This is a genomic window from Haloquadratum walsbyi C23, from assembly GCF_000237865.1.
Lineage (GTDB): Archaea > Halobacteriota > Halobacteria > Halobacteriales > Haloferacaceae > Haloquadratum > Haloquadratum walsbyi.
This window is the reverse complement of the sequence record NC_017459.1, coordinates 1,475,293-1,493,667: the sequence shown is the minus strand read 5'-3', so window position 1 is coordinate 1,493,667 and position 18,375 is coordinate 1,475,293. Positions and strand designations below refer to the sequence as shown.

14 protein-coding genes and 1 pseudogene are annotated in these 18,375 nt (G+C 49.3%); 5 read left to right on the top strand and 10 right to left on the bottom strand.

The annotated features are described in order from the left end of the window. Positions 1-108 precede the first annotated feature (108 nt). From HQRW_RS06610 to metE, 3 genes are all read left to right on the top strand, one after another. Positions 109-1,071 carry a ZIP family metal transporter gene (locus tag HQRW_RS06610; RefSeq protein WP_014555977.1) on the top strand — a complete coding sequence of 321 codons (963 nt, stop codon included), beginning with the start codon at positions 109-111 and terminating at the stop codon, positions 1,069-1,071. A gap of 415 nt (positions 1,072-1,486) precedes the next feature. Beyond that, positions 1,487-2,470, top strand: coding sequence for an ornithine cyclodeaminase family protein (locus tag HQRW_RS06605; protein WP_014555976.1), 984 nt, complete (start codon positions 1,487-1,489; stop codon positions 2,468-2,470). A gap of 822 nt (positions 2,471-3,292) precedes the next feature. Then, positions 3,293-5,593, top strand: coding sequence for a 5-methyltetrahydropteroyltriglutamate--homocysteine S-methyltransferase (gene metE / locus HQRW_RS06600; protein ID WP_014555975.1), 2,301 nt, complete (start codon positions 3,293-3,295; stop codon positions 5,591-5,593). A gap of 251 nt (positions 5,594-5,844) precedes the next feature. Here the strand turns inward: metE and HQRW_RS06595 are convergent, their stop codons facing one another. The 6 genes and pseudogenes from HQRW_RS06595 to HQRW_RS06575 all read right to left on the bottom strand — a co-directional run bounded on the left by HQRW_RS06595 (position 5,845) and on the right by HQRW_RS06575 (position 12,199). Continuing rightward, positions 5,845-6,609, bottom strand: coding sequence for a universal stress protein (locus HQRW_RS06595; protein ID WP_014555974.1), 765 nt, complete (start codon positions 6,607-6,609; stop codon positions 5,845-5,847). A gap of 5 nt (positions 6,610-6,614) precedes the next feature. Further along, entirely contained in the window at positions 6,615-7,334 is a 720-nt protein-coding gene (locus tag HQRW_RS06590) for a hypothetical protein (protein WP_014555973.1), read from the bottom strand. 92 nt (positions 7,335-7,426) lie between these two features. Further along, the gene (locus HQRW_RS06585; protein WP_011571492.1) at positions 7,427-8,887 is read right to left on the bottom strand and encodes an APC family permease; all 1,461 of its coding nucleotides are present in this window, start codon (positions 8,885-8,887) and stop codon (positions 7,427-7,429) included. A gap of 128 nt (positions 8,888-9,015) precedes the next feature. Next, on the bottom strand, positions 9,016-10,380 hold the full coding sequence (locus tag HQRW_RS06580; protein WP_014555972.1) for a restriction endonuclease: 1,365 nt from the start codon (positions 10,378-10,380) through the stop codon (positions 9,016-9,018). A 123-nt stretch (positions 10,381-10,503) separates the two neighbouring features. Then, a pseudogene (locus HQRW_RS16940) lies at positions 10,504-10,717 on the bottom strand (hypothetical protein); the annotation flags it as partial. A 249-nt stretch (positions 10,718-10,966) separates the two neighbouring features. After that, positions 10,967-12,199: an MFS transporter gene (locus HQRW_RS06575; RefSeq protein ID WP_014555971.1), complete on the bottom strand. Its 1,233-nt coding sequence runs from the start codon at positions 12,197-12,199 to the stop codon at positions 10,967-10,969. Positions 12,200-12,681: 482 nt separating this feature from the next. Here HQRW_RS06575 and sugE point away from each other — a divergent pair, with 482 nt between their 5' ends. Continuing rightward, positions 12,682-13,005: a quaternary ammonium compound efflux SMR transporter SugE gene (gene sugE / locus HQRW_RS06570; protein WP_014555970.1), complete on the top strand. Its 324-nt coding sequence runs from the start codon at positions 12,682-12,684 to the stop codon at positions 13,003-13,005. 193 nt (positions 13,006-13,198) lie between these two features. Here the strand turns inward: sugE and HQRW_RS06565 are convergent, their stop codons facing one another. From HQRW_RS06565 to HQRW_RS06550, 4 genes are all read right to left on the bottom strand, one after another. Continuing rightward, positions 13,199-14,284 carry a hypothetical protein gene (locus HQRW_RS06565; RefSeq protein ID WP_014555969.1) on the bottom strand — a complete coding sequence of 362 codons (1,086 nt, stop codon included), beginning with the start codon at positions 14,282-14,284 and terminating at the stop codon, positions 13,199-13,201. A 384-nt stretch (positions 14,285-14,668) separates the two neighbouring features. After that, positions 14,669-15,184: a pentapeptide repeat-containing protein gene (locus HQRW_RS06560; protein WP_011571487.1), complete on the bottom strand. Its 516-nt coding sequence runs from the start codon at positions 15,182-15,184 to the stop codon at positions 14,669-14,671. 317 nt (positions 15,185-15,501) lie between these two features. Next, on the bottom strand, positions 15,502-15,867 hold the full coding sequence (locus HQRW_RS06555; RefSeq protein WP_014555968.1) for a hypothetical protein: 366 nt from the start codon (positions 15,865-15,867) through the stop codon (positions 15,502-15,504). 649 nt (positions 15,868-16,516) lie between these two features. Next, complete coding sequence (locus HQRW_RS06550) at positions 16,517-17,227, bottom strand: cysteine hydrolase family protein (protein ID WP_011571485.1); 711 nt, start codon at positions 17,225-17,227, stop codon at positions 16,517-16,519. A 756-nt stretch (positions 17,228-17,983) separates the two neighbouring features. On the opposite strand from HQRW_RS06550, the gene HQRW_RS06545 reads away from it, so the two are divergent. Then, positions 17,984-18,355 carry a winged helix-turn-helix transcriptional regulator gene (locus tag HQRW_RS06545; protein WP_011571484.1) on the top strand — a complete coding sequence of 124 codons (372 nt, stop codon included), beginning with the start codon at positions 17,984-17,986 and terminating at the stop codon, positions 18,353-18,355. Positions 18,356-18,375: the final 20 nt, after the last annotated feature.

Here is an 18,375-nt window from a genome sequence, read left to right as displayed (position 1 = left end):
GAGTTAGCCTCGGTATGGTGATCGATCTCTCTATTCCAAATTTTAGGCTATCCAAAAAATAGATTGCATATACAAAAGATTCTTTATCCAGAACAAATATAATTTAGTATGGTAGTCTTAGCCCATCTCGCGCTTGTGTTCGTTGCCGGTCTCGCAACCGCGTTGGCGACGGGATTGGGGGCGATTCCGTTCTTTTTTATAGATGAATTCAGCGACCGATGGAATGTTGGACTCTGGGGCGTTGCCTCCGGAATCATGGTCGCAGCGTCATTATTCGGTCTCATTAATGAGGGGATGCAGTACGCCAGTGATGGATTTCCGGTATTGATGCTGACTGGTCTTTTGACTGGGGTTGCATTAGTTGAGGGCTCAGGTCGGGTGCTCAGCCGAATTGATATCAACGCGACCGGTCCTGATGAGAGCGGTCATGGAGATGATGGCTATCCTCGTGACGAGGGTGATAAACAAACCGACCCCGCTCCGGATATCGGTACTGATGGTGGACCAGAGGCAACTCCGGACATCGAATCACAAGAACGCGATGATAACCCCCTGGAAGCCAAAGTATTCGCTGACGGGGATTTAAAAACGCTATTGTTAATTCTCGGTATATTGACCGTCCACAGTTTCCCCGAAGGTGTGGCTATCGGTGTCTCATTCGCTGAGATCGGGTTTGACGGCGGAATAGGTATATTCGGTATTGCCATACCATTATTGGCTGTCTTCATGACGGTGGCAATATCAATTCACAATATTCCTGAGGGGACTGCAATTGCTATTCCGATGCGAGCGATGGGACTCTCAAAATGGCGGATGGTCGGTGCAGCGGTATTTTCGAGTCTTCCACAGCCGATTGGTGCTGTTATTGCCTTTGCGTTCGTTACTTGGGCTGAGTCATTCCTTCCGTTTGGGTTTGGCTTTGCTGCGGGTGCAATGATCTATTTAGTCGTCACCGAATTTATTCCTGAGGCTCTCGAAACTGGTGCTGATCTTGAACACAGCGGTTACCGTGCACTCGCAGGGGGAGTTATTGCCGGAGTAGCAGTGATGATACCGCTATTGTACGTTTAAGCCGGATATCTATCTCGTGCTCTGACTGCTGATATGGATGCAATGTGCGATGTATCATAAGTATGTTTTCTACGCTTTTGACTCTCACAAATTACTCCCATCTACTGCTGTTGGCTTTAACCCCGTCTGAAATGCCATTATTACGATCGAGGCAGATACGCTCCATTGCATCATGATTGCTCAGCGATTCTCGCGGATTTGGTTAAGCACGGAGGCGATGTCATCGTGCTTTTCACCGCTCACACGACCAGCGTGAATCGCCTCGGGGTATTCGCTTCGACCGCAGATAAAACGGAAGTCCCGATGATAATTCCATGTCATGATCGCCAGCAGCGGCGGCAATGACGATTCCGAGAAGGATGCTATTCACCCAGCCGACGAGTGTAATAAGATATTGGGACCCAACACCCCAGTCATGGTACTGGTGCTTTCCGCAGCGGAAGTTGATCGAAACCTCGATATCGCGACACTCGTCGATGTCGTGGATAACGCATTAGTTAAACAGGCTGCTGATAAGGTCAAACGACCGCAGCGACCACATTTCACAGTCGGCGCGGGTCTTGATGATGACGAACCAATCGGAACTGGGATTGCGATGCCAGCGTACGTCTATGGTGCAGACCACTACGCGACGAAACTTGTCGGTGTACATGAAGATAATGAAACGCGAAATCTTCCGACGATCAACGCCCAGGTCATACTTACCGAGGCTCGGACAGGTCTCCCGAAGGCGTTCATGGCAGGGACAACAATCACAAACGCTCGGACCGGCTGCATTGGGGCAGTCTCAGTTCGAGCATTGGCACCGGAATCAGGCGATGATGGTCTTACGCTTGGGGTGATAGGCGCAGGTGCACAAGCACGCTGGCAGACCCGCGCAATCGAGACCGTCACAGCGCTTTCAGATGTGCGAATCTACTCACCGAGTGACTCGCGGGAGGCATGTGCGGCAGACCTAGTTGAGGAAGGGATGCCGGCGCATGCGGTCGATACACCCAGGGAGGCTGTCGTAGGTGCTGACGTCGTCGTGACAGCGACGACAGCGACCAATCCTGTTTTTCCGCCCGACGCGCTCGAGACAGGATCTCTTGTCGTCGCCGTTGGTGCATTCACCGCGGAGATGCAAGAACTCAATCCTCGTGTTCTTGAGCGTGCCGAACAGACGTTCGCCGACGTGCCCGAGGAAGTCGCCGAAACTGGAGATATCCTCGTAAGTGATCTTACCGCTGATGACATGGTTGAACTTGGCGTCCCACTCACGAACGGATATGTTCGGGACTCACCGGACGAGATACTGACGGTCATCAGTGTTGGATCCGCGACGTTGGATGCCGCAGCGGGCGAGATGATTTATCAGCGGGCAGTCGAGGCAGGCAACGGGACTGAGATTTCGCTATAGTCCGGCTGATATCATTTGGCGACTCGGTCGGAGAATAATATCAAATTGAATCAAACTCTTGATTCGTGCGCTGACGAACAGCAATTCGACCCTCACAGCCTCTGTGAAGAGATATCGATCCGCTCGCTCAACCGCTTAGCTAAACAGGTACTCAACATAGCTACATCGACAACCCCCTGTTCAACCAATCGATCGTTGCATGCCGAACCAATCCCATTAATAGACTCAATGTCTCCACTTGCGTACTATCTCAGCGATCTGCTCATATCGGGTCTCAATTTTAATATCTATTATTTTACATGTGTATTATTGACTAATAGCGTCTTTTCATGCAGGATTTTCTGTGGCGGCAGTTTTAGATAAATTAGTCCAATGATAACGCTCAATCGGAAACTGACTCAACACTCTCCATATCACCATCCTGCGCTCCGGTTGATTGTGTTGTGAAGCGTGCTCATCATATAGTCGGCAGTCAGCTCATCCCGTGGTCAACTCAGATTCAACAGTCTGTTATCACGAACGGGATAACATCTCAGCATGGTAAATTCAGAACTTTTGGTATTCTCTCTCAATTTCTTTATATGCTGTCAGGGACGAGAATCCAACATTTCCTAAAATTGAAGTATGCTGAATCATATGAAATTTCAGTCAAATATTTGACATGTATCACACCCCGTTATCGATGTGTGCAAAAAAAGAAAATGAAGAGACGTCGCTGAGGAGTTCTAAGTCATACACACTCTCAACTCATGAAATTGGTCATAACCGTCAGATATTGATGCGATGCATGAACTCTTCAGACATAATCACTAGTAAACATATATGACGACGACAGCGAATTTGGGATTCCCACGAATCGGCGCGCACCGCGAGCTTAAGCGGGCGGTCGAGGAGTATTGGAATGGAGATCGCTCAAAAGAGGAACTCCTCGCAGAAGGGGCGGACCTGCGTGAAAGACACTGGCGGAAACAAGACGAACTTGGTCTCGATTTCGTTCCCAGCAATGACTTTTCATATTATGATCAGGTACTCGATACCTGCGCGATGGTAGGTGCGGTTCCTGATCGATTCCCTTGGGATGGCGACACAGTCGATATTGACACGTACTTTTCGATGGCTCGCGGGATCCAAGAAAAGGACTTAGAGGGAGATACCTCCGGCGTGCAGGCAATGGAGATGACCAAGTGGTTCAATACGAATTATCATTATCTCGTTCCGGAACTGTCCCGCGACACGGAATTCTCCCTTTCTTCAACGAAGATCATTGATGAGTATGAAGAGGCAAAGGCTGTGGGCATTGATACGCGCCCTGTTCTTATTGGACCAGTATCATTCTTATTACTTGGTAAGACTCAATCGGAGGATCTTAATGCGCTTGATCTGCTTGAGGAGTTACTTCCGGTATACACTGAAGCACTACAGCGACTTGCTGACACGGGGGCACAGGCAGTCCAGATTGACGAGCCGGCTCTTGTGTTCGAGCTTGACAACGAAGAACAAGCGGCCTACACTGAGGCATATGAGGTCCTTGCTAACGCCACCGATCTTGATATTCACCTTGCAACGTACTTCGAATCGCTTGGTGATAATCTCCCGACTGCGTTAGACCTCCCAGTTGATTCGCTCCATCTTGACCTTGTTCGGGGTGAGGGGCAACTTGATGACGCGCTTGAGTACGGTGTCCCCAACGAATTGAGTCTCTCGCTTGGTCTTGTAGATGGTCGTAATGTATGGCGAGCAGATCTTGATACGCTGCTGGAGACAGTGGAAACGGCTATTGACGCTCTTGGTTCCGATCGAGTGATCCTTGGACCATCATGCTCACTGCTCCATGTGCCGACCGATCTTGACGCTGAGCCAGGTCTCGACGACAATACGAAATTGTGGCTTTCGTTCGCGACAGGGAAGATTGAGGAAATCGTGGCACTAGCTGACCGTGCGAACGGTGATAAGACGGGAACGGAAGCTCTCTTCGAGCGAAGCCGCCAGGCAATCAAGAACCGAGCCGAATCCGACTGGATCAATGATTCGGATGTTCAGGAACGTGTAGACGGTATTGATGATGCGATGACGCGACGGGATTCCAACCGCGATGTACGACGAGAGATTCAGCGCGAGGCGTTTGACCTGCCAGAACTACCGACAACAACCATTGGCTCATTCCCACAGACTGATGAGATGCGAGAAATGCGGGCAGCATATAAGAATGAGGAGATTTCTCAGTCGAAGTACGAGGCATTCATCGAAACGCAGATTACCGAAACAATCGAGCGACAGGAGGAGATTGGACTTGATGTGCTCGTCCATGGCGAAAGCGAGCGAGGTGATATGGTGGAGTACTTCGGGCGTCAACTTGATGGGTTCATTTTCACCGAGAACGCATGGGTCCAAAGTTATGGCACTCGCTGCGTACGTCCACCAATAATTGCAGGTGACGTAAGCCGTCCGGAGCCGATGACTGTACGCTGGCTGTCTTACGCCGACGAACAGACAGACGAATTGGTTAAAGGGATGCTCACTGGTCCAGTTACAATTCTACAGTGGTCATTCGTGCGCGACGACCAGACCCGTGCGGAGACATGCCGTCAGATTTCACTTGCAATTCGTGATGAAGTCCGTGATCTTGAAGATGCTGGGATTCAGGCGATCCAAATCGATGAACCCGCCTTTCGTGAGGGGCTTCCACTGCGCGAAAGCCAGTGGGCTGAGTATCTTGAGTGGGCGGTCGAGTGCTTCCGGCTTGCCTCCTGTGGGGTTGCGGACGAAACCCAAATTCATACCCATATGTGTTATGCGGAATTCACCGACATTATCGATGCAATCGTCGATATGGATGCGGACGTCATATCTATTGAGGCGTCCCGCTCGAAAATGGAGCTGCTCGGCTCCTTCGATGAGCTCGATTATCCGAACGACATCGGACCAGGCGTGTATGATATCCATTCACCGCAGATCCCATCCATCGAAGAGATGGAGGATCTCATTTATAATGGGCTTGAGGTGCTTGATGAGGACCAGATGTGGGTTAACCCGGACTGTGGTCTTAAAACACGTCGGTGGGTTGAGGTAGAACCGTCACTAACGAATATGGTCAAGGCTGCTGAGAGTGTTCGCGAATCTTGAGTAATCACCCGGTGAGACACCCAAACAACTTACAATCGATCATGCGTCAAGCGAGTTATTTACCAAGATCAAGACAATGAGTGTATCAACCGAGATAACGCTCCGCATGTTCCAGATGAGCATCTTGTAGGGCTGAATCAAATCGCTTGCTCATGTGAGATATGCAAATATGAGAACACGACCGAATCTATATCTTCTTTATTCACAATACTGTTTAATTTCACATACTGTAGCTATGATCATTGTTGAGGTCACTCCGGTGGTTCTTCACTATGTTTATTTCCTTTCTCTCCAGTTGAGAGCTTCCGGACGACCAACACTGGTCGGTCAGTCTGGTCAAGGAGTTGCCCTGGCACATCACCAATAACTTGCTCGATTAGTGACGGTTCAGATTCGCCAATAACGAGCAGGTCGTGATTGACCGCGGCATCGACAATATCATTAATAGGAGTGTCAGATTCAAGCGTTACTGTGTCGATACGACCAGGATTGATGCCAGCATCTTGCAACTCGTCGGTCGCTCCCCTAAGTATAATCTTTCCAGCTCCGGTGTCCTCGTCTGCTTCTGCGACATATAAGAGTGTAACAGTTGCTTCACTATCCATTAGCAAGACACCGACAAGCAAAAGAATAGCCTGGAGATTAATATCAGTCCGAATCGGCACGAGGATACGCTTGACACGCTTAACAGCTTTAGGGACCAAGACGACTCCACAGTTGTATTCATCAGCAAGCCGGTCAACCGTCGTTGATTTATCAGGAGTAAAAACAACAACTGTCTCAATTGCTGTATCGTCGTCCCGAAGATTAGATGCAATGGTTTCGATATACTCGATTGCCTCATCCTCATGAGCCCGTTTGAGCTGTTCAGGAGGTGTTTGATGAGGGACAGGATACCAGCCGGCAAGAACGACTCGGGCAGGTTTGAGAAGTTCAAGAAGTCGCGGGTCAGGCTGCTCGTCTGTCGAAGCGTCAATAGGCACGAGTACCGACGGTTTGTTACTATTTTTAGACATCGAAATCAGTGCTCCCTGCGGACCACGAGGACCGCTCGTCCAGTCCGATCATGGATCCGCTCCGGTAGTTCGCCGAGGACGCGCTCGGCGAGTGAGGGCTTTTCTTCGCCCATGATGATGAACTCATGCTCATCAGCTAGCGTAACCAAGTCGGGGGGTTGAGTTTCCGCGGTCGGATTGCGCCACGTGATACGATTTCGTTTGAGACCCTGCTCACTCAGCCAGTCAGTCGCACCGCGGAGCATGAGCTCAGACATAGCACTTTCGTTCTTGATGCTTTCGGGGTGATGTAATGTGACGCTGGGATCGGTCTCTTTTAACAGGACACCGACCACAGAGAGAATCCGAAACACACTCTCTTCATCGTTCAGTGAGACAAGGATATTGCGCAATTTTGTAACTTCGGCGGACCCTGGAATGAGGACTGCATCGCAGTCGTGCTCGTTGGCTACTCGGTCGATCGACGTGATATGATCTCGCGTAAATACCAGCACCGACTCGACATCGGCGCCCTGCTCTACAAACCGGCGGACGACCGGTTCCATCGCAGCCTTCGCTTCATCCTCATGAGCTGCTTGAAGATGTTTAGGCGCCGTTTGATTTGGTACTGGATAGTACCCGAGTACGACGATGTGGAGTGGTTCTAAGAGATCAACGAGTGTCTGTGATGGATCCTCCGAGGTCGATACGTCGATGGGTATCAGTAAGGTAGGAGTATCAATCATAATTGGTAGGTAATATCCACAGGTGAAATTTCTGGGTGCATGGATGATCACACACGAGTGTTTGCTGCCGACTTCTGATACATAACGAGTTGTTAGTCATCTTCTGCTACCTCTTCAGTTCGCTTCGATGGGGTGTCGAAGTCAAATTCCACCTCGACTTCGATCTCAAGTGGGACTGCGCCGCGGTACACCGCTAGCGCACTGGTGTCCACAACGCGATGACGGACATATAGGACATACCAGATAGCGCCCCCAGCAACAACCCCGGTAGCAAGCAGTATCTCCGATAATTGCATGAATCCAATGAGTCCAAATGAAGCAATGGCACCTAGTGCCGGAAGTACCGGATAAAATGGGACTGTGAACCCCGGATCATAATCGCCAGTATTACTCTCCCGAAAAACGATAAGCGAGACATTCAACAGACCATACACCAATAAATGTAGAACACTCCCCGCTCGAGCGAGACTATTGACCTCTCCCACGATAATAAGCAACAGAATGAGCCCGCCGGTCAGCAGGATAGAGCGGTAAGGTGTGTCAAACCGGTCGTGAATGACTGAGAGTCGCGCGTCCATCAGACCGTCCCGCCCCATTGCATAATTGATACGAGAAGCTGATAGCACTGATGCGTTCGCCGACGAGGCGGTTGCTAACAGCCCACCAAATGTGAGCAAACCAACGCCGATGACACCGCCTCCAAACGCGCCGAAGACAACGGCTGCACTATCCGCGATTGCTGTCCCGGACCCAGCGATAACAGGGCGCTCAACGACGCCGAGTAGAATGACCATCGACACCGCATAGATAATCATGACAAAGAAAACGCCACCAACCATTGCTTGTGGGAGATTTGTTCCAGGATGCTTGATTTCGCCGGCGACAGTGGCTACTTGGGCAAATCCAAGATATGAGACGAATACCAGCGCAATGGCTGGAAAGATTGATTCAACTCCTTCAGGAAATATGGGACGGAGCGTTGCGATGTCAGCCTGAGTGGCACCGAGGAGAATGAACAAGCTAAGAATCCCAACTAAAACAATGACGATTATATTCTGCAGATCGCCGGTTCCCTTTGTACTGAGATAATTGACACCAATAAAAACGGCTGCAGCGACGAGTCCACTCAGCTGAGCCGCGGAGATCGGTATGGCACTGACGCCGAGAGGTGGAAGTATCCCTATCCCTATCCCTGATACTAGTGGTGCGACGTAATTGCCGAATCCAATTGCGTAGAATGCCGTTGCAAACGCCAACCCGAGCCAGTTGCCTAACCCAGCGATACTTCCGAAGATAGGACCCAACCCCTGATTAATAAAATGATATGGACCACCGGAGGCTGGCATTGCAGTGGCGAGTTCACTCGCTGAGAGTGCGGTTAGAACTGCAATTCCGCCTGCAGCGACGAATGCAACGACTGCTGCAGGTCCGGCGAGGGCGGCTGCTGGACCTGGAAGGACAAAGATGCCCGCCCCAATCATGGTTCCGACGCCAATAGTCAAAGCTTCCTTAAGTCCGAGCGTGCGTTCAAGTTGGGTCCTAGTTCCGCTCACCGATTGTATTATGATGCAGACACTAAATAAAATACTCCCCCAAGATCAGCCGCAGAGAAGTCTCAAAATCTCGCTGCAAGTGCCTGACTTTTCACCAATAATATGAGACTCAATGGGATCAGGTTTGTTTACAGGATTCCACCGATAATAAAGAGACCAACGATGAACAACAAGATTGTGACTGTGCTGGCTCCAACCAACCATGTGTTCTCCATCGCTTTCTGATAAAACGGCATATCAGCGTACTCCTCACGGAATGTATTGAGATTTTCTGTATCATAGAAATACTTTGTTTGTAGCGCAAATCGTTCGGTCACTGCACAACCCGTACAGACTGGCTTTTCTTCCAGCCGTTCGGTTTTGATGTGGCGATTGCAGGCGATTGCCCCGCAGTTTGGACAGTAGGTATAGGTCTCGTCGACGCCAGTCGTATCACAGTGAACACACCGGTGAATCCCATCCTCCAGCGTGACCCGTGAGGGACCAGCAGCATAGTATTCATGTGGATATGAGTATTCTCTCAGTTCGGTCGTCTGTCGAATCACAGGGAGATATACTGGTTCAATTGACTGAACGGAGATATCCGAACGATTCGGCTCACACGTCTTATTATATGTTACATTATTATCACCAGTGTAGGTCACTGTGGTTGTGTGGTAATCTTTGAGATGGTCGACAGCCCACTCTTTGTATTCCGTCTGGGTTTGACCGAATCGATGCTCCTCAACGTCATCGAAACTCTCGGTGAATTCCCCGATATCGAGGGTAACCGTTGCGTGGAAGTTCTCTGTGACCAGCGTCCCAACATCGTCGTCAACTACCTTCGGATGACCGCGCTCAGCGTGGATAACAAATTGCGTGCTGTCGTTGATTTGATGGATGACGCCGACAGAAGTTTCGAAGACAGCGTTCGTGTTGGCAGTGATTGTGACTACCGGACGGAAAGATACCTGTGAATGCGGTGTTGGGACTTCCGCGGTGTTGATGTTGTTAATATCGCGGAACGCTTCTTGAACAGGTGCATCAATATCAACCGCGGGGTCATATGGACGGAGCGTCTCCTGACAAAGGATTTCGATGCGCCCATTATAGAGATCAAGACCAATGTCGTCCGCAATCTCTCGGAGACCCTCACCGTCGATCAATTCAATCGGATAGGGATCGTCGCTCTGCTGGAGGTCTCCTGCATATTCTTCGGCAGGATTTGTAAATCGACCAGTTGTCACGACCATTCCGCGCTTTGGACCGTCAAAGTCGAACGTCGCAATAGCGGAGTGAAGTTTCTGGACAACTGGTCGACCGACTGTTGCCGTGTGCTTGCACTCAATGATAATTGCACGGTGGGTGCCGTTGATCACTTCCTCCATGATGATATCTCGCCCCTCATCAGCCGTCCGTGCGGCCTGTCGAACATTTTCATATCCAAGATTGCGGAATACATCCTCCATCAGATCCTCAAACTCGAATCCAGAGAGATCATCTAAAATTGCCATTCAAATATAATTTGATACTATCTTGCAACGATTAAATACGTTATCGAGCACAGCGCTATACTGCCCATTGACCCAGCAATACCGATATGGATGTCATCGATATGGGTGTGAATCGCCTCGGGGTCACATCCACATCAACATCACCATCAAAATCAATATTAAAGCCCCGAGGCTTTCTGTTTCTACGACGCGCTTTATAGATACTGAATGGGTATCCGTAAGGAGCGCAGTCTCCACGGGTGTGTCTCCGAACCATCCCCTCGTTCAGAAAAAACCGCCGTTCTAAAATGTTCAACGACGCGTTCGCATCACGGTCATACTCGAACACATACGACGGAGACGGACAGGGCGTAATTGTACGCTTGGCGATGAACGTCAATATACTATTCCAGTCTCTCCGCTACCTCTTGTGTCGGGTAAGCGTGGTAGCGGTGAGTATGCTCCATCGCTCTTTAGGTCGACCTAAAACATCTTAGTCTTTGCCCCCTGGAGGTATGTGTGGAATCAGAATTTATTTCATATGTATGTGTCACCGCCGTACAGTCTAGCGGTAATCGCCACGGGTGGATGAGTATCGACATCAGAGTTATGACTGCTTTTCAGTGCGTGGCGAGGCAAGCCGAAACACAGCCGGAGCAGCTATCGCGGCAAGTGTGACTTCGACCGCGCCAGCGAGGACAAACACCGTGGTGAACCCAGTAGCGCCAGCGACGGTTCCCGCAAGTATCACTCCAGTGAGAAAGCCGATACTGCCGGTAGCGTTGAATCCAGCCATCGCAACGCCACGGTCAGCTTCGCTTGCGAGATCGGTTACTAGCGCCATCGTCGCCGGGGACATAAGCGCGCCGACAACACCAACCGTCACCATTGCAACGCCAACAATTGTCACTGTCGGTGCCAACCCGACCGCGATTACGCTGAACCCATAGCCAATCGAGCCGAACACAATCGGGAACGCCCGACCAAGCCGGTCCGACAGCGAACCAAACGGATACTGGAACAGCGCAAATGGTCCAAAAAATAAGAACAACATTGCTCCTGTCGCGGCTGGTGATAAATTGAAAACTGTCCGAAAATATAGTGTCCCCGCCAGCGCAAATACGCCGGCGGACAACCGATCAATGAAGCCGAACGCATATGGGATGAGCAGTTCCGGCGTTTCGCGAATGCGATTAACAATGGTTATAATTGTCTTCGAGGTTTGTCGACTCTGATTCCCAGAAGCCGGAATGCGATCGACGAGTTGCGTCGACAGCAATGCAATGACCACCGCAAGCATTGCTGCCGTCGCCAGCGGGACGAACGGTCCTTGCCCATACAGCAACCCACCGGTTGGTGCCCCTAGCGCGGTACCCGAGCCGATGGCGATTCCGGCAGCGCCCATGTTCCGACCATGCCCGCCTGGCAGATCCATCAACATCGTCATTGCAAGCGACAACACCCCAATAGTGGCCGCTCCTTGAATGGCGCGGATTGCCAGCGCACCCGAAAACGGGATTATCACCACTTGCGGAATGATAGCCAGTCCGCCATAACTCGCGGCTGCTAGAAGTGCGCCGAGTCGCAACAGTGGCACTCGAACTCTCCTCGCATCGCTAATCAGTCCCCAAACCCAGACAAACAGAACTGATGCCCCCAGTTCGGCTGCTAGGAACCACGTACTCCCCCTAAGAACGACAGGAGCGCCCAGCGCAGTTACCAGCATGTCAACCCCTGGATAGACCAACAACTGAAGAAACAGAACAGCAAACACCACACTCCCAAGAAGAATCCGCTCCGTATCGACTGTAGAGGTGCCCGTTTTGGACTGCGAACTCATGTGATGATAGTGCTAGCAGGGCGGGAATTATATTTAGTTGGACGTTCGCGACATTCCAAACAACTGGATGACAGGAGTGAGGTGCTAAGACGAATATCTACGATGCCCTCATAGTGATTAGTGCAAGTCTTTACCGCCGTGATTATCCGTGTCGGTGATGGGAGCCGCTGAATCCGCGTCATTCGACACCGTCAGTGAAACTATTCGAACTAATCACTATCAGTGGGAATTTTATCTATAGTATTCACTTCAGTGCCGCTATTCATCAATATCGTATATTGTCCGCCTCTGTTGTGGCTGCCAGGACTTTGATAGGCTCACTTTCGATTGTTTCATCCACAACCCTGCGTTGACTCTCCACTGATAGTAATCAATGTAGAGAAAGTATCAAACCGACAGGAAGGTTACTTTCGATATCGACTCAAGCTGAACCGATGGGTATCACGCGTATACTTCGATTGTGTTAATGAGTAATTGTTGATATGTCGTGGACTTTGTTGATATTGGCTGGACTATTCGAGATTGGATGGGCAATCGGACTCGAATATTCAGATGGATTCTCAAAACCACTCCCGACCCTCGGTACTGCTATCTCTCTCATCATCAGTATGATTTTGTTAGCGCGAGCAGTTCAAGATCTCCCGATAGGCACAGCGTATGCTGTCTGGACTGGTATCGGCGCTGTTGGGACGGCTTCATTTGGAATTATTTTGTTTGATGAGCCTGCGACTATGGCTCGGATCGGATTCATCAGTTTAATTCTTGTTGGGATTGTTGGGCTTCATCTTATTTCGGGCGGTCAATGATCGGATTGAGAGATACAACATGAGCATGATTAAGCGGTTGCTGCAAGCTGACAGGCAGCAATAGCTCTCGCACCTCCAAGCGTTTGAGGGTAAATCCATCTGCAATGCTGAGTGCTGAGTGCTGAGTGCTGAGTGCTGAGTGCTGAGTACTGAGTACTGAGGGAGTAACAACATAGCAGGTACCAGGAGTGCCTTAGCTAGGAAGTTGAACGACCATATTCAGCGCCTGTGGGAGTAAAACACTGAGAAATATCTGCGACCACATCGTGAATGTGGTTGGATACGTTTGCGTATTTTTGACATGTGATATCATTTCTTGAGCTTCCTCATATTGCTCACGGTCATCAATATTCGTGAGCGTCGCATCATATGGGTCCTTGACTGCAGTTTTGAGTTCGCGTTTGAGTTCGCGTAATTTTGTGTCTTTTTTTTGCTTCATTATAGAGTGAGTTCGATACATTGAGTATGCAATTGTCAGTACCCCAACTGCCCATACTCCTGATAGCGCAAGTTGAAACACCGGTCCTGGAGGGGGATACGGACTCATGAGAAAGTCCGCTAGCAATACTGGCGTGTGTGATTGTAGAAACCACAATAGCAAAATTATCGTGTAAAGATAATATGAACGTTTAAGTAGCTGACCAACCGGTTTGAATCCGCCTAAATTTTCCGGGTCATAATAAAACAGCCCGAAGTCCGCTTTGACAATTCGCCGAGGCACATTGATATGAATAGCTAAATACGAGATACCAAGCTCGTATAGAACAGGAACAATGATCAGCGGGAAGTCAACGAGTTGAGCATACAAAACTAATCCGATTCCACTAATCTCAATGAGTTCAGAAATTGTAATCACAAAAACAGAAAAAGCATAAAAGGCAAGAAGTGTCGCCACATACCCGAGTAGACGAAGCCGGAACGAGACGAGCCCCTCAAACTCATTTCGAATCGTCTCGTCAATATCAATATTTTCCTCTTCGATACCCAAGTTCACGACGGCGTCAGCATAGCTATCATGAATGTATTTGAGTCCAATTACACCGATGATCGTCATCGCCGGAATCGCAAGCGAATTTGGCTGGCTGAGAAATGAACTCTTGCCAGACACAACGAAATTGTACACATCAAACACGCCGTATTCAATGAATAGTCCAATAGTAACTAACAGATATGGCGGGTACACTGACCCCGGAAGAACCTCTGAAATCCGGTCGAATTGAAGCCGCTCGGCAATGACTTCTATTAACAGATCACTCCGATACTTCTCCGAAGTAGTCATATTCCTGTATTCTTGCGGATATGGTATAAATGCTGAATATACGATTTATATTCAGTAATTATCGGATCTGATGAAACAATGACCGTCAGTATGACACCTGTAGTCGGAGATGACCTATAGAGTGACCTCACCACCGAAGATAATCACCGTCTTCAAGATATTACCATCTCAGCGGTGAGTGATGATGATACAATTTATTTCACAGAGTTACAAGGCGGATGCCACGGGGATTTGATGTGACCCCGAGGCAGTTTACCTTGTTATCGGATGGATTCCCGAAAACTGGTCATGAACATGTACACAAAATCTTCTGTGATATCTGTGTGAATCCAATCATCATCAGAGTTAGTCCCCTCCATCTGAGGGAGCCTGAAAGCGCTCACATCAATCATGATCACGTTCACGCACTGCTCCCTTTTGTTTGAGTTCAGCAAAGGAGGCAAATACCCCCTCTGAGCGTCGTATGGTTATTTGATTGACTCTCGCTGTGTATAGATTTGCATTACGCAAGTCAGCATCGGTAAGATCGCTCTCAGAGAGGTCTGCTTTGGTGAGATCAGCATCAATGAGCGTGGCACCCGAAAGGTCTGTCCTCGGGAGGTCAGCACCAGAGACGTCGGCATTCGAGAGATCAGCCCCGGAAAGATCACTCCCAGGAAGCTCAGCACTCGAGAGAGTCGCGTTTGAGAGATCAACTCCAGAGAGGTCCGCCCCGGAGAGATCCGCATCATGGAGCTTTGCTCTTGAGAGGTCGGCACCGGAGAGGTCCGTCCCGGTAAGATCAGCGCTTGAAAGAGTTGCATTTGAGAGATCAGCCCCAGAGAGGTTCAGCCCTGAGCAATCAGCTTCTCGTCTAATATCAGTCTCATCAATCGGGTCGTCTGAGTCGAGATTTACCACGTGATAATTTATCACGGCGTCTGCAAAATTTGTTGTGTCGCGACAGCGCTGGATGTCTCACTCTCCCGGCTCTTGAATAGATCGCATGGTGCTTATCATCATCTGATCATGATTAGTTCGAATAGTTTCACCGACGGTGTCGAATGACGCGGTTTCAGCGGCTCATATCACGGCACGGATAATCACGGCGGTAAAGACTTGCACTAATCACTATGAGTGAACGCTGAATACGTGGTCTCATCAGTCATGGGAGAATTCGAAGAGCACCTGTAATAATATACATGTGCGAATCAATGTTGATATCTTGTCAATAATCACTATTCAGGTAGCAAGCCATCTGGTGCCTCCATGACTGTTGGTTTGTCAACCGGAGCGCTGCTTTTCACTGATTCCTCAAATGTTTCGTGAATCTCACGCGGTTCATCTGAGAGTTCGAGTTGAAGCATATCGGCAAGCCACTCGCAAAATTCTGTTTCGATGTGACCAAGACGTACTCCTTCTTCAGTTTGAATGAGTGTCACATACGTCTCGCCATCGGTATGATCTCCATCTGACGTTGAGTCCATCATGACAGTGACTTCACCCGAGACTTGAGTCCCGTTAGCCCAGCACACGTTATCATCTGATTCGAATGTTTGTGTGTCATTCGCCGATGCCGGTGACATTACTGTGAGTTCAATCATTAGTGTTATTTCGCTGCATTGTGTGATAAGTTTCGTTGTTAGCTGTCGTATCGTGACTCAGAGACTATGAAAATCACACTGCGAAAAAATCCTTGCGTGAGGAGTCTCAGCCCGCCCGTCTCTCATCCAGCGTATACAAATCACATCGCCCCGGTCGTATGGAGTCAGCGGGCTCTTTGAGTATAACAGTCATTGGCAATCTCACCAGTGTTTCTTTCCGAACCCACACCCACACTCAGACTGAGTTCACCTGGAACGCCCGGTGACGCGTTCGGTTGCAACTTCTGAGACAAAAATCACAGTCCCACCAACTCATAACCACAGTCGCAATCTATCACCGAGATTGAGCTGTTATACGAGTCGTCACAGACAAGACTACCTCACGGTGATGAAAGAGGTGGACAGAGCCGATACCCAATCACGCACTCGTTGGATGTTGAGAGCGTAATAATGGTCCATATCGAAGAGATTCATTACAGATTATCTTCCTTCGGCAATTGCACCTGACAGACGACATGACAGTTCGTGGTAACTCAGTGGAGTTGTGCCCGCTCGGCGAACAGTATCACAACTCAAAAAAAGGACCGATGACACTTGTTCGAGGCGAAAGCCCACAGCTTTAGCCGTGAGAAGAGATCAACAACAGTTGTTAGAACAACCGAGAGAGAAATCCACCATCTGATTTGGGTTGTTGCTCTGAATGCTTTCCACCATCTGTTGAGACAGCATCTGCATTAACATTAGCCGTGGCTAGTCTGTCGACTACCTCCTCAGTCGTTGCAGTCTCGTGTGCGATGAATCCGAAATTGGTATGCGCTGCTTCTAGAGCGTCGTGTCCGGCGGCCGCAGTCGCGTCTGTTACTGTGAGCACTTCGAATCCATTTTCGACAGCGTCGCGCAGATGCGATTCGACACACAAATTCGCGCTCATCCCCGCGAGGACGAGGGTGTCAACCCCACGCTGACGAAGTTGTGTTCCAACGTCATTGCTCCAAAAGCCTGATAACTGTTTGTGTGGCGAGAGCACGAACGTATTGTCATCCGGTTCCAACTCGGGGACAAAGTCACTCCCCTCGCTGTCGGCGTCAAACATCCGTGTGTCAAACATTATTTGATCGATCGTATTCAATTTCTCCCAGCTATCGAATTCGTCGTCAGTGTACTCGTGAGGAGAATAAAGCACCGGGACATCGCCTTCGCGTGCAGCATCACGTAACGTAACCAACTTCTCAACCACTGCATTCTCTTCGACTGTCTCTCCAACCTTATCCCACACGACGCTGTCCGGCTTCAAAAAGTCAATCTGTGGGTCCGTGATAAGGAGTGCTGTACTGTCTGTGTCAATTTCAACGGCTGACATACAAGTTACCTCTCGTTACTTGATACGGGTTAGTAATGTAAAAGTCCGAGCTGAGAAGATAGATACCCCATAACCAATCGGTAACTCGGTTACTGAAACCTAAGGTAAAATCGCTGTCATCTGGGTTGGATATAAATCCAATATTAGTTTCTATAATTCGAATAAACTAGTGAGCATACTCTTTTTTACCTCAAAGACCGTCTTTCTTCACCTCAACAGATGACCCGTCAGCAATTGTGATGAGTGCCGAGCACATACTCAAACATAGACCAACTACTGTTATCCCTTGTCCTCGTCACTGAGACGCGAATACGGCATTTCCTCAGTTGAATCATCGACTCTCGAAGGAAACGACATTTCCATTCACCCGTGCGGTCCACCTGGATACGAAAGAGTTCTGTGACGGAACTCAACGCATTGGAACGCGCGTTCCTGGCATAACCAGACAGCAATCAGTGAAGATTAGTTTCTACACGACAGCATCCTTGAGACGAGAGAACGTACAAACGAAATATCCTTTGCGAAGAATCCTTGTCGATAGGCAGAAGAGCATCTCAATAGACGGGTGAGTGCTGAATGATCACGGAATTGTTGACCTATCGAGGTATCATGACATGTGCGAGTCTCGCTCTCGCCTATTTTGAGTTATTACTGATACAATCATAACGATTATTTACGCCTCTGCAGACATAGTTACAGTACGTAATGTACTATTGTATAGTAACCTTATTTACTACCCTGCACGAACATAAAATCGTGACCGAACAAACGCGACTTCCAGTCTGGTGTGGTGGGGAGGAGTGGTGTCCAGTCACGTCAACAGCGACGTTAATCGGGCGAAAGTGGCATCCAGTAATCGTTGAACGACTCCTGGACGACGGACCGATGGGATTCAGTGAGCTCAAAGAAGCCGTCGACGGGATATCGAGTAAAGTGTTATCGGATGTGGTTGAGGACTTAGAACAGAAGGAGTTGCTTGATCGAGCAATCATCAGTGAAAAGCCGTTTCGTGTCCAATATTCGCTGACAGACCGTGGAGCTGACCTACGACCAGTCATTGAAGCGATGGACCGCTGGGGTCGTGATCATCTGCAGTCTGCCTCCGATGAGGAGGAGTCTATTGTCTAGCAGTTATTGGTAATACGATT